Source organism: Planococcus beigongshangi (assembly GCF_016820495.1).
GTDB classification, from domain to species: Bacteria; Bacillota; Bacilli; order Bacillales_A; family Planococcaceae; genus Planococcus; species Planococcus beigongshangi.
Window position 1 is genome coordinate 300,080 of record NZ_JADHDU010000001.1, and the last position, 14,432, is coordinate 314,511.

The following is a 14,432-nucleotide window of genomic DNA, read 5'->3' on the forward strand; positions in this document are numbered from 1 at the left end:
TACTTCTATTTATTTCCGAAATTTTATAAAAATCAATTCCTGTATTTACATATTGCCTGCTTTTATTTCCAGAAGAGCGTAGCTTTCTTCGGAAGTTTTCGAAAAAGGAACAAAGCGGTGGAACGCCCATATCGTGAAATAACAAAAAACGATGGTCAGTACGTAATGCAATGGGAACATCGAATGCCAGGATAGTCCAAAATCCCGGATTGGCAAATACAATTCTATTCTCGTAATGATGAAAGGATGAACAAGGTAGAAGCCAAACGAATAAAATGCCAGTCTTTTCACTTTTTCAATAATAGAATCTTTCAAATGGAGCACCAGCTGTTCCGATAAAAAGATGAAGAAAAAGCCGTCAACTATTAGAAAGGAGATATCTAGAAGTTTATGTACTTCGGCTGGAATCAATTCGATACCGTTATAAACTATTTCATGGCGCAATAAGATGTTAGGAATGGCGAATAATAAAGTAAGTACACCAGTCAAAATCACTTTTGACTTCGTCGCAAGCGCTGCAACTTTTTCATAATGAAGTCCGATCCAAGCACCTAATAAAAATGGACTTAAAATGGTCATGAAGAAAGGCGCAGTAGTAAAGCGGTATTCCATGTTCAGGAGATAATAAACATATTCAGCTACAATGCCTACGATCCACAGGTATTTTCTTGAAAATGCGGATTTCTTCACTATGTAAAGAAAAATCGGGAAGAGCAAGTAGAATTGTACCACCAGGGAGATGAAATGGAGTTGGTATTTACTGTTACCGGTAAGTATATTGTTGACAATCGCATTCAAATCGAATTCCCGGGTGTTTCAGTAAATAGCGTCACCCTCATAAATCAGAGACCAAAGTATATACGGAATCAATATAAAGACAACGTGGTTTCTAAAATATCTCAACAACTCCGAGGCAGTCATTTCCCTGTTCGGGTAACTATAGAAAAAGACAATTCCGATAAGCATGATAAAAATCCTGCTTCAACGTGGACGATTCTATTCAGAAAATGATAACCCATATGCTGGATCGTCTCTGTTTCAAACAATCACCCGAAAGGTGTGGTGGTATGAACCAGCAAAACCATCAATATTGCAAAAACTATTATAAAGTACACCGATTTTATTTCTTTCCTCAAAGAATCCCTCCAATAATCGGCCGGTATATATAGCAGAATCCAATTTCTAATAAATCTCCAAATAATATCTTATCACAACTTATTACGAAATAGCATTCGTATCCAAAGACACTACATTTGTAATGGAGCAAGCAGGAAAATAATGTGGAATTTGATCGATTTCCTTCTATAGAATATATAAAATAGATTGTGATCATATAATAAGAAACTACTCTCCTCAAAATGTGAGTGGAATTTTTTTAGGGAAAATTAAAAATTCATAAGCTAAGAACCTTGAAGCGTAAGTAACCGTCTTTCTAGCCAGTCCCGCGTAGTGGGCTGCTTTCCATCTGACTGCACTTTTCTTATAGAAGAAACTCACTCAAAGAGGGACTCGTTAGATAAAATCCGCTATCCGTTAAATAAACCATGTTATATGTTAAATAAATCCCTTCATCCGTCAAACAAACTCTGTTATCCATCAAACAAACCACCGCACGCTCACAATCGGGATCCTTTTTAACATTCCTGTAATCTTTTGAAAAGTTTTTGAAACTATACTTACGGTTCAACCGTCTATATAATAGGCAATGAATGAGAAAAGAGAGTTGATGACATGAATTCAAGAGTGGATATGAAAAAAGGTAAATCCAAACGGATCAAAGCGGTCCTTGTTTCTATATTATTTTTAGCGGTGATCGGTATTATTCTGGCGAGTTATTTCCCGGGAAATAATGAAAGTGCGGAAGTTGCCAAGGAGTCACTTGAGAAGACTTCCTTCGAGGGGCGCGGATATAACAGCCAGCCGGAAATCGAGGTTCCGGGGAATATTTCCACTGATGAAGAAACAAATACGGAAGGCACTGTGACCAATAATATCGTTGGCGAGGCAGAACTGGAACTTTCAACTGAGGTCGAAGAGATCACGGAGGACTCTGACGTCGTCATTCCGGATGAAGAGGAAAAGATTCAGCCGGTCAATCTTGAGACGCTGATCGAGAACTCGAAATCGGCGGTTTACACGGTTTATACCGATTATGAGCAGGGTTCAGGATTTTTATTCAATCAAAAAGGTGATATTGTCACGAATGCGCACGTTGTGAAAAGCTCGTCTTATGTAACGGTGATGAGCAGCAACGGCGAATTTTATGATGGCCGTGTGCTCGGGATTTCCGACACGACGGATATTGCTTTGATTCGCGTGGAAGGCCTGGCGGGGAAAAATCCGCTGTCGATGGAAATGAACCCGGTCCCAGTGAATACACCGGTATTCACATTGGGCAGCCCAGGGAATGTCAATAATACATCTACCATCGGGGAAATCACGGCTGTCGGGAAGAATTTCTCGGATGTCTATCAATATGATGGATTATATGAAATAAGCGCTGAGATCAAACTGGGATCGAGCGGCGGGCCGCTGATTTCTGCGGTTGATGGAAAAGTGCTGGGCATCAATTCGATCGTCCTCACAGAGAATCCGAAAATCGGCTTTTCCATTCCGATTTATTCCGTTAATGCACAGCTGGAAGAGTGGGCGGCACTGGATGCGCCGACAGATTCGGGCGAAGTTGTAGTTCCTGATATCCAGGAGGCGGAACTTACGGAAGAATTGCTGCGCAGTTTCATGACGGATTTCTATGATCTGATTGCGCCGTCATTGGAATACCAGGAAGGCAAGTTCTATAAATTCTTCCTGCTGTCAGGCAGCCAGGCGGAGACGGCGGTAGTGGAAATGGTCGAGTCCATGAAGACGGAAGACCGGATCTTCCAGTCGGTCGAGTCGAATATCACGGATGTGAAGGTCAACGAATTCACTGCGGAAGTTTCCGTTTCAGGGAAATTCACATTCATCGACAAAGCGGATGGCACATTGGTGACGATCAATCACAGTTTTGTCTACGAAGTGGTCATTGACCAGTTCGGGGATTACCAGATCCAGTCCATCCGTAACCAAAACTAATAAATACGAAGCGCCGCGGCATATTGCCGGTGGCGCTTTTTCTTTTCTAAAAGAATATTTTAATACTGGTAAAAATGAAGGAGGGGTGTTAATGGCGCTTCGTCGCTTTGGACCGCCTTTTCACAATAAGCCGAGAAGGGCACTCGTCTTATTGCTTCAGACGGTCCGGGCGCGCTCCTTCGCTGGCGTCGTGTTCTGGAGGTGATAGGAAGTTGAGATTTTTCTGTATTAAGTGAAGGGGAAGATGTACTCGGACCACGGTCCGAGTGGTGAAGTCGAATAGAAGGGGTTTTGTGAATAGTCCGCTTCGTCGCTTTGGACCGTGCAAAGATTGTGCTCCACCGCTGCGCTCGTCGCAAAGGTGGGCCATCCATGTATGGCGACCTTTCATTTCACAATAAGCCGAGAAGGGCGTTCGTCTTATTGCTTCAGACGGTCCGGGCGCGCTCCTTCGCTGGCGTCGTGTTCTGGAGGTGATAGGAAGTTGAGATTTTTCTGTATTAAGTGAAGGGGAAGATGTACTCGGACCACGGTCCGAGTGGTGAAGTCGAATAGAAGGGGTTTTGTGAATAGTCCGCTTCGTCGCTTTGGACCGTGCAAAGATTGTGCTCCACCGCTGCGCTCGTCGCAAAGGTGGGCCATCCATGTATGGCGACCTTTCATTTCACAATAAGCCGAGAAGGGCACTCGTCTTATTGCTTCAGACGGTCCGGCCGCGCTCCTTCGCTGGCGTCGTGTTCTGGAGATGAGAGGAAGTTGAGATTTTTCTGTATTAAGTGAAGGGGAAGATGTACTCGGACCACGGTCCGAGTGGTGAAGTCGAATAGAAGGGGTTTTGTGAATAGTCCGCTTCGTCGCTTTGGACCGTGCAAAGATTGTGCTCCACCGCTGCGCTCGTCGCAAAGGTGGGCCATCCATGTATGGCGACCTTTCATTTCACAATAAGCCGAGAAGGGCACTCGTCTTATTGCTTCAGACGGTCCGGCCGCGCTCCTTCGCTGGCGTCGTGTTCTGGAGATGAGAGGAAGTTGAGATTTTTCTGTATTAAGTGAAGGGGAAGATGTACTCGGACCACGGTCCGAGTGGTGAAGTCGAATAGAAGGGGTTTTGTGAATAGTCCGCTTCGTCGCTTTGGACCGTGCAAAGATTGTGCTCCACCGCTGCGCTCGTCGCAAAGGTGCGCCATCCATGTATGGCGACCTTTCATTTCACAATAAGCCGAGAAGGGCGTTCGTCTTATTGCTTCAGACGGTCCGGGCGCGCTCCTTCGCTGGCGTCGTGTTCTGGAGATGAGAGGAAGTTGAGATTTTTCTGTAATAAGGGAAGGGGAATATGTACTCGGACCACGGTCCGAGTGGGGAAGTCGAAATAAAGGCGCTGTGAACTGAACTAATCTGCTTCTAGAAAAGAGTGAAGGCATAATGACTTCCAAGAGTGGTGGCTTATACTTGAGCACCCACTCGAGGCGGGAGCCTAAGTTAGTGCGAACAAGTTAAGTGTGCCATCTAATATTCCTAAGCTACTTGAAGTAAAAGCCGGCGACGCTTTTTCTTTTCGCTAGTTTCACTCGTAAACCTAGAGGGAATATGGGAGTAACCCGAAAATACTCAATAGAACCTTCTATTGAAAAGACACTTAGATATGGAGCAAAAAGGCCCTGACTCCTAGGATAAAACGAGTCAGCCGAGACCCCGCAGTGAACGAAGTGAGCGAGGAGGCTTGGATGCGAGTCCGAGGAAAGCAGGGCCGTTTTGCGGAATATCGATTTAAAAAATGATCATTTATTAAGAAGGAGTCCCCCATGACAAAAAGGCTTGAATATATGGACTGGCTCAGAGTGATATCGATCTTCGTCGTCGTCGGCGTGCATGTCGTTTCGAAGATCATCAATACCGGCCACGTGGATGAATGGGAATGGCAATTCGCGAATGCGATCGATTCCGCCATCCGTTGGTGCGTCCCGGTCTTCTTTATGCTGAGCGGCGCGTTGCTGCTCACGTTGAAAAGGGAAGACCCGATCGGCGAATTCCTGAAGAGGCGGCTGACAAAAGTCATCATTCCGCTTATTTTCTGGAGCGGCGTCTACATCGCCTATAAAATGTTCGAACAGGGCGAGTCCTATACAGTCGGCCAGATGTTCGAAATTTTCTTCACCGACGATGTCTATTACCATCTCTGGTTCCTGTACGTCATCATCGGCCTCTATATCATGGCGCCTTTCCTCAAAATACTCGTCAAAAACATGGATCAGAAAATCTTCGTCTATTTTCTGGCAATCTGGTTCATCTTCGCCGGCGTGCTGCCGTTCGTTCCGAGATTTCTGGAATTCACCCCAGCACTCGACCCGGGATTATTCCAGCCGTATATCGGCTATTTCCTGCTCGGCGCATATCTCGTCCGTTATCCGCTGCCGAAAAAGTGGTTGTGGCCGATGCTTTTCCTTTCGATCATCTCCTACATCATCACCGTCTACGGCACGCATTACCTGACGGAGCAAAGAGGGGAGCTCGACGAATTCTTCTATGAACATTACCGGCCGACGCAGATTATCATCTCGGTCTTCATCTTCTCACTGTTCCAGCATCTCGCGCCGCGCCTGAAATCGAATCCGATCATTACGCAGCTCAGTTTAGCGACACTTGGCATCTACGTGATCCATCCGCTGGTGCAGTTCTATCTGAATAAATTCTTCAATATCAATGAAACGACAGTCAATGCGTTAGTAGGCGTTCCACTCGTATGGATCCTGATTTTTGCCATTTCATTTTTCATTGTCTGGGTGCTCCGAAAGATACCCGGTGCTAAACAAATCATTCCTTAAAGGACTGTCCCAAAAGGTCTTGAAAAATGACTTTTACCCTTTCACTTTGAAAAGTGAAAGGGGTTTTTGGTTGTCGGGAAACCGGAGTGTGTTCTAATTACCGACGAAATGCGGCGAGGACGGATATTGGCCAGCTGATGGCGGATATATTCTCTCAATGGCGGATATAACCTCTCATCGGCGGATATAAATTCTCAATGGCGGATATAATCTCTCATCGGCGGATATAAATTCTCAATGGCGGATATAATCTCTCATCGGCGGATATAAATTCTCAATGGCGGATATAATCCCGCTGCCACGCAATCGTGGTGAAAATCACTGCCTCGCTAACGAAAAAACGCTAATAATCACATTAAACACCACTCTTCCTCTGCATCCGATCACTCTTCTTCCAAAGCCCAACCCAACCTCGCTAAACGGATGCTTTTCGCAGGCGAAAAGCGAAAAAACAGGCTGAGTTACGCTCGATGGCGGATATAATTTCTCATCGGCGGATATAAATTCTCAATGGCGGATATAATCTCTCATCGGCGGATATAATCTCCCAACGGCGGATATAATCCCGCCGCCCCCAAATCACCCTCCAAATGCATATCAATGAAACGACAGTCAATGCGTTAGTAGGCGTTCCACTCGTATGGATCCTGATTTTTGCCATTTCCTTTTTCATGGCCTGGGTGTTGCGCAAAATTCCGGGTGCCAAACAGATTATTCCATAACTTAGGGACCTTCGCTTGTTGAAAAGCGAAGGTTTTTAGAGTTATTTTAAATACTCTATAGTCCTTTTAGAGCGTAAATATGATTTTTTATTATATATATAGTATAAAAATTCAATAAATCAAAATAATGAGAGAAGATTCTTAACATTCACTTAAAATTACTAAATAGCTGTTTCAATCGATTTATTTTATTGGAAATATGGTCTTAAAACCGGGAATATTGACCAGGACTAAAGATTAATCAAAGTTAAAAAACACAGAAAAAATAAAAATTTTTAATCATATTCCTAATTATTACTATTAAAAACAGGAACTTATTATAATTATTCATAGGTGAAAAAAGGGTACTATAAGTATTTTATACATAAATATACATATGTATGCTATTCTTTTAATGTCATACAATTCTGACTTGTGTGAACGAAAAAATTCGAAAAGGGGAAATGAAGATTGAATAAGAACAATTTCATCAAATTCTTCACCACGATTGCAGCCCTTGTATTGGTCCTGTCTCTTCTGACACCGTTCTCGGTATCGGCCAATAACAATGCGCCGTTCAAATCGGGCCAACAAACAGAAAGTGAACTTCTGGCCAAAGCTGCGATTGCTGAACAGCTTCGCCTGATCGAAGGTAAGCCACGGCTTCACGAAAAATTACAGAATCTTTCCGGCGAGCAGGAAGTAAATGTTATCATCCATTTATCTGAAAAGCCTGTAGGCCTGGAAAGAGGAATTCAGAAATCGAAAGGCAAGGCGCTTTCAAATGCCAATGCCGATAAAGTGAAAGCGAATGTTCGCGCACAGCAGGCGACTGCTAAAAAAACGATGAAGGCGAACAAACTATTAGTGAAAGAAGGTTTCTCGTACGATACAGTACTGAATGGCTTCTCGGCAACAGTAAAAGCAAAAGATCTTGAAAAACTTTTGAAAGTCAAAGGAGTTACATTAGTAGAGCCGGACGTTGAAGTCCATGCTATGGAAGCTCCAGTTAAAAAAACGGTGAAATCACCGATCTCTAAAACTCCAGTAACTGGAGATATTGAAGCAGCAATGGCAACAAGCATTTCATTCCTTGGAATTGAAAGACTTTGGGATGAAGGACTTGAAGGGCAAGGCATCAAAGTTGCTGTACTTGATACAGGAATCGATGCTGACCACCCTGAGTTCGAAGGAATCTATAAAGGCGGAAAGAACTTCGTGCCGCACGATTCCAAATACTCTAGAGACCGCGCTGACGATGATGCATCTGAAACACTGCCATCTGAACGCGCTGCAGGAACACCTGAATTCAACTCAAACGGAAGCTCTTTCTATACTTCACACGGTACTCACGTAGCTGGAACAATTGCGGCAATCGGCGCGAATGAATTCGGCATCAAAGGGATCGCACCGAAAGTCGACCTATACGCTTACCGCGTACTTGGGGCTTACGGAAGCGGATCGACTGCCGGCATCATCGCAGCGATCGAAGAATCGGTTGTTCAAGGAATGGATGTCATCAACCTTTCCCTTGGCGGCGGATCTAACACTGAAGCGGATGCTGGCTCATATGCGATCAACAACGCTATGCTGTCAGGCGTAATTTCTGTAATTGCAACTGGTAACTCTGGCCCGAACCGTGGAACGATGGGAACGCCGTCTACAGCACCATTCGGAATTGCAGTTGGTAATACAACGAACCCTGAAGCGATGTATGACGGTCAAGTCAACGTTGCTGCAGGTGATTACTCACTTTCACAACAGCTTAATCTGATGGGTACGACTTTCGGTCAAAACCTGTCTGACCAGCTTTCAGGCGAATATGAAGTCGTAGCAGTACCGGGCCTGGGCGCTCCTGCTGACTATGCTAACATCGACGTCGAAGGAAAAGTTGCATTGATCGTCCGCGGTGAAATCGCATTTGTCGATAAGATCGCAGCGGCGAAAGACGCAGGCGCAATTGCTGCGATCATCTACAACAGCGCTTCTGGATCTGGCGCGCCGGGACCTTCCGGAACATTCCTTGGTGATGCTTTCGAATTCATCCCGACATTCGATATGTCGAATACGGATGGCGTAGCATTGCGCGCAGCGCTTGCTGACAACACTGGAACAGTCACTTTCGGTAATTTCAATCAAGAGTTGACTGAAGGGGACGAAGTGAATGATTCAAGTTCACGCGGACCATCTGTTCCAAACTTTGATATCAAGCCGGATGTATCTGCACCGGGAACGAATATCATGTCGACAATCCCGATGTATAAAACAGATTTCCCGGATGCTGAGTATGACGAAGCTTATTCACGCAAAACAGGAACATCTATGGCGACACCACATGTCGCTGGTATTGCTGCATTAGTTAAACAAGCGAACCCTGACTGGGATGCATTTGACGTAAAAGTGGCAATGTCCAACACAGCTAAGATTCTGGATACATCCAAATACGATGTATTCTCCCAAGGTGCAGGGCGCGTTGATGCATATGCAGCTGCACATCCAGAAATTCTGGCGTATGCCCTGGACTCTGCAATTCCGGATCAAGGCGCAGCGGCAGTCGAAAACCGTAAAGGTACGTTGACATTTGGTCCCCGTGATTTGAACCAGGGTGCTGTCAACGTTACGAAACAAGTACGAGTGAAAGACATTGCGGGTAATGGCGGAAATTATAGCGTCACTGTCGATGTCAATAAAACATTCGGTGACGCAAAAGTGACAGTCGATCAGCCTTCTTTCACGCTTTCAGGTGAAGAAATGCTGAACTTCACACTTACGGCATCAGAGGCAGCGTCAAAAGCTGGTGATGAAATCACAGGATATATCCATATTACGAACGGCGAAACAGATATTTCATTGCCATTCGCAGCTGACTTCGGCGGCGTGGCGGCAGCCGGCATAGAGAACTTCACGATCACTGAAACAGACTTGTCATTTGACGGTGACGGTGTACAGGATTCAGCTGTTCTTTCATTCACATTGACGGGTGACGTAACGACAAACTATATCGAACTTTGGGATATCATGAACCCGGAAGGCGGCACGTATGGTGACGGTTATATCGGTTACCTGCATGCTGGAGCAGCGCTTGGTGCAGGTTCTTACACATTAAATGTGGGCGGTCAGTACCAGCCTTGGGACGGAACAGCAGCTACTACGATTCCGGACGGCCTTTACACGATTGACTTCACAGGAGTTGCGGCATCCGGCGTCATCCAGGATTACGTAGGTCCGGTGGTAGTGAAAACGACAGATCCTGAAATCGCAGGGACTGTTGAAGCAGGTCAGGCATCCGGGCAGGTCACAGACAAGTACATCGAATACAATGAAGAATTGTATTTGTACGGCCTTGACTATGACTTGAATGAGAAATTGAATGCTTCTTACGTTGTTACTGAAAGCGGTAAGGAAGCGCAGCCGGTTGAATTCGACCTGGCACAGGATGGATCTTTCACATTCCCGGTAACAGAAACGACAACTAAAGTGACAGTTATCGTAACTGACGCAGCAGGAAATGGTTCTGAAGAAGTAATCTTCGAAAGAGAAGAAGCGGAACCGGTTGTCACACTGTCAGTCGATCCGTCTGAACTTGGTTTGACGGTGGGCGACAGTGAGCAATTGACTGTTACGCAGACGACTACACCGGAATTCGGTGAAGCTGTAACTGAAGACGTAACTGCTGAAGCGGTTTACACAGTTGCTGATGGCTCTGTTGTTTCTGTTCAAAACGGAGTGGTAACTGCTGAAGCGGCAGGTACTACGACAATCACTATCGCTTACGGCGGTAACGAAACATCAGTGAACGTTACAGTCGAAGCACCAGCTCCAGAACCTGAACAGCCGGAAGACAACACAAGATTGACGGTCAATAAAGAAGAATTGACGATCAATGGCCAAAAAGGCAAAGTTGTCGTATGGCATGAAGCGGTTCAGCCAAACGGCAAAACGAAAAAATCGAATGTCACAAAAGACGCAACTTACACAGTTGCCGACAACTCGATCGTTTCAGTAAAAGACGGTTTGATCACGAAGAAGAAATCAGGCAAAACGACTGTCACGATTTCTTATAAAGGTGACGAAGTGACAGTTGAAGTGACTGTCCGCTAATAAAATCACAGAAAAGAGCGAGGGAGAATTCTCCTTCGCTCTTTTTGCGTTCAGTTTTAGATGGATATAATCAAAAACAATATAAAAAACTAAATAGTCTAAAAATTATTTTTTCACATGCTAAAAAGACTAGTCAAATCCACTTGAACTGTTTATAATGAGTTTACTGGAACGAATAATTACCTATTTTTAGCTATGATCATTAAGAAGAAAGTAGGGTGAAGCAAGTGCATCCATATGAAGAATACATCAAACAGCTTGAAAAGAAATATAATAAAAGTGCAAAAGAGCTGATTTACCATTATTACATTAACCTGAACGAAGGTCCATCCGTTACAGCCAGAGAGCTTGACATCCCACGGAAGGCCGTTCTGCATTTCATCTATGAATATGAGCTGCGGCAGCTGAAGCACCAAAATGTCAAAAGGAATGCGACGATGTAATTTTAAATGATTCATCACCGATAATCCGCCCCAACCACCGGAAGAAAAGGTGATTGGAGCGGTTTTATATTTTTAAACAGAAGATACAATTATCCTCCAATTCTGCGCTGTCCATTAGCCTGCTCACATCTCCAAATGCTCCTTCAAAACCTCCTGGATCCCACGAAGTTCTTCTTCATCCATCAGGTAATACCAGGTGCCATCCTCCATCACGCCGTAACCATCCTGGACAGGCAGCTGTTCGATCGATTCGAATGCTTCACTGTAATGCTTCCGTACTTCCATCATCTCGTTGAAAGTCATGTTCGTCCGTAAATTCGGGCCCAGGGCATTGAAAATATCTTTATAGGACACAAGGCTGTTCATCGACAGACCTTGATCAATAATGCCTCGGATGACTTGCTTCTGCCTGTCCTGCCGGCCGAAATCACCGCGTGGATCCTCCATGCGCATCCGCACGAATTCCAGTGCGTCCTCACCGCTCAAATGGATGACGCCGGCAGGGAAGCTGTCAAATGCGAGCGCATTTTCAACCCGAACGCCGTTGACGGAATCCACGATATCCTTGAAGCCTTCCATATTGATCTGTGCCACATAGTCGATCGGAATATCCAGCAGATGCTCGACCGATGCCATCGACATTTCGATGCCGCCGAATGCATAGGCGTGATTGAGCTTGTCCATCGTGCCGCGTCCGATAATCTCGGTGTACGTATCACGCGGAATAGACACCATCTTCGTCGTCTGCAGTTTCGCATTCACGGTCAGCACGAGCATCGTATCCGAACGTCCACGGTCGCCTTCACGTTCGTCGACACCTAGCAGCAGGAGGGAAAACGGATCTTTCTCGTCCAATTGTGCTTTCTCGACCACATATAAAGGGGAAGCGGAGCGGACGATCGGCTCGTAGATTTCATCCATCATGATCGTAAAATCGTTATAGAAGCTGAACAGATAACTTCCGATTCCGAGGCCGAGCAATCCTAGGATATTCACGATCCACAGCCACTTTCTTCTTAGGGGTTTTCCTGGGCTCCTTTTCATCTGATTTCCTCCATCAGCCACGGTGGCCATTTATTGACGAACGCTTTTGTGATGGCAGCAGTTTCTATCTATAAAGGAAAGGGCAGTATCTTACTATAAGTAGTGATTTCGGATGAACTGATAAGCTTATTATAGGATAAAAGAATGAAGAATACAATAATATATCTGAAAATTCAGAACTTGTTTAAGGCAAATAGACTAGGCAATAGGATATATATAAATAGATGAAATAAAAAAAGAACCGCAAACGCAGTCCTGTAAAAATAGCCATAAAAAAACCGAAGAAAATGTAAATTTTCTCCGGCCTTCCTATATCGACTATAGGACGCTTTTCGCCAGCGAAAAGCCGGGATTAGAGAAAAACCTAACATTAAAAACAACTAAAGAAGCATTTCGCTCGCGAAATGCATCCATTCGGTTCGGTTTTGACTTGGGTTGAGCGAGACTCGTCGGCGGAAGACACAAAAGCCCTCCAATTTGTGTCTTCCGCGTTTTCGTCCCTGGGACAGACCCAAATGTTCTGTATTTGGGGCTGTCCCAGGGTCGTGCTCCTAAACTATCTATCACCATAAACATGAAAAAAGAACAACACCGCCCGTGAACTGTGTTCCTGCTATATAGAAAGAACCCAAAACCAAGTTTAAACCCAACCCCTCCAATAACCCATTTCGCAAAACACTTCTTCAGTTCCGATCCGATCTATCATCACGACCCAGGGAAAGTCACAATTTGAGGAACAATTGTGTCTTTCCCTGGGACGAAAAAACCCCCAAAAAAAACCGAAGAAAATGTAAATTTTCTCCGGCCTTCCTATATCAACTATTAAAATCCAGCTGCCTGTTTAAGGATGCTGCTCTTGCGTGCTTCTTTTCTCTCTTCATATTCGGAAACCAGCGTGTCGGCATGTGATTCAGCCAATCCATTCGATTTCAATTCACGCTTCATTGCACCGAGAACTGCGTAGAATGCCGAATCTGTACGTTCTTCAAGATCTGTTGCTGCACCCATGTATTTATTATAGAAGTAAGGGTAGCTGATCGATTCGCCGGCGCTTTGCTTCGCAGTATACTCTGCTTTGGCGCGGCTGATCAAATTATTGATGCGGCCGTTTGCCTGGTCTTCGATATTGGCCATAGTCGGCTCGTATTTCTGTTTGATCTGAGCCACCGTCACTTTGCCGCCGGAACCATTATCCGAACCGCCGGAACCATTTCCACCAGACCCGCCAGAACCGTTGCCGCCAGAGCCGGATGTACCGCCGCCGGAACCTGTTGAGCCCGTCCCGTCAGAACCATTTCCGCCAGAAGGGGAAGTCGATCCGTTATTGCCTCCAGCAGAACCATTGCCTGAAGAATCGGTTGATGTGCCGCCGGTAGAACCTGCAACGCCAGAACCGCTTGTGCTGCCGGCAGAATCTCCGGAAGCGCCGTCTGTCGATCCGTCTGCATTGCCTGAGCCATCCGTTGTGCCTGTTGAAGAATCGGAACCTTCTCCGCCAGTTGCGGCTCCGTTTTCGCCGGCCGCGCCTTCACCTGCTGCCTGCTCCACGACATTGCCGTCTTCATCTATGATGATGACCGAACCGTCAGGCAGTTCGATTTCATAGGATTCCCTCGTAATCGCCGTTACTTCCTCATCCGCGACTTCGTATTCCTTGAACTGGAATAAATACACTAAATAACCTGCGACGCTAAGGAGAATAAGTCCTAATACCAATACTATCTTTTTCCAATGCTTCTTCATAAATCGTCCTCCTAAAATCTATCGCCTTTTCAATCGGCATTTCCTTATTTTCACGGCAAATTGAAAATTTCAAATATTTTACATTTACTAAGTTGTCGTTCTATTTCTCTTCAGTTATAATAAAACAATACCATAAATTAGTCTTAACGTAACAGCAATAACCAAAAACGAGTCTTAGGACATAGGGTGTATACAGAAGGCAGGGCTTAATGGACAACAATTATTCATATCCAATACAGGGCATGAATAAATATCATTCCAATCGTTTTGCTTCCCGGGCTCTACTTCCTATAATTCATCAATATGAAATAACTGGCAGCCCATATAAGTACTGCACCCACTTGGAACATCGTCCGAGTGGATTTAAATGTGTTTCTTTCTTATAGAAATAAATGAAGCGGCACCCGGAATCCACCTGAAACGAATCTTTTCCCATACAAACTCATTACTATACTTATCAGCTGAACGTCTCAGCTGAACGTCGCGACACCCCCGGACAATCGG

At 45.1% G+C, this 14,432-nt stretch carries 7 protein-coding genes; 4 read left to right on the forward strand and 3 right to left on the reverse strand.

Going from position 1 to position 14,432, the window contains the following annotated elements; genetic code table 11:
- Positions 1-45: 45 nt before the first annotated feature.
- The gene (locus IQ294_RS01425) at positions 46-798 is read right to left on the reverse strand and encodes an acyltransferase family protein (protein ID WP_203332235.1); all 753 of its coding nucleotides are present in this window, start codon (positions 796-798) and stop codon (positions 46-48) included.
- A 933-nt stretch (positions 799-1,731) separates the two neighbouring features.
- Here IQ294_RS01425 and IQ294_RS01430 point away from each other — a divergent pair.
- From IQ294_RS01430 to IQ294_RS01445, 4 genes are all read left to right on the forward strand, one after another.
- Positions 1,732-3,075 (forward strand): S1C family serine protease, encoded by a 1,344-nt coding sequence (locus IQ294_RS01430; RefSeq protein ID WP_203332236.1) that lies wholly within the window; start codon positions 1,732-1,734, stop codon positions 3,073-3,075.
- Between the two features lie 1,801 nt (positions 3,076-4,876).
- Positions 4,877-5,896, forward strand: a complete 1,020-nt coding sequence (locus IQ294_RS01435; RefSeq protein WP_203332237.1) for an acyltransferase — start codon at positions 4,877-4,879, stop codon at positions 5,894-5,896.
- 1,172 nt (positions 5,897-7,068) lie between these two features.
- Entirely contained in the window at positions 7,069-10,698 is a 3,630-nt protein-coding gene (locus IQ294_RS01440; RefSeq protein WP_203332238.1) for a S8 family serine peptidase, read from the forward strand.
- 218 nt (positions 10,699-10,916) lie between these two features.
- Positions 10,917-11,141, forward strand: a complete 225-nt coding sequence (locus IQ294_RS01445; protein WP_203332239.1) for a hypothetical protein — start codon at positions 10,917-10,919, stop codon at positions 11,139-11,141.
- A gap of 123 nt (positions 11,142-11,264) precedes the next feature.
- Here IQ294_RS01445 and IQ294_RS01450 read toward each other — a convergent pair whose 3' ends face one another.
- The gene (locus tag IQ294_RS01450; RefSeq protein ID WP_203332240.1) at positions 11,265-12,185 is read right to left on the reverse strand and encodes an LCP family glycopolymer transferase; all 921 of its coding nucleotides are present in this window, start codon (positions 12,183-12,185) and stop codon (positions 11,265-11,267) included.
- Between the two features lie 822 nt (positions 12,186-13,007).
- The gene (locus tag IQ294_RS01455; RefSeq protein WP_203332241.1) at positions 13,008-13,928 is read right to left on the reverse strand and encodes a hypothetical protein; all 921 of its coding nucleotides are present in this window, start codon (positions 13,926-13,928) and stop codon (positions 13,008-13,010) included.
- Positions 13,929-14,432: the final 504 nt, after the last annotated feature.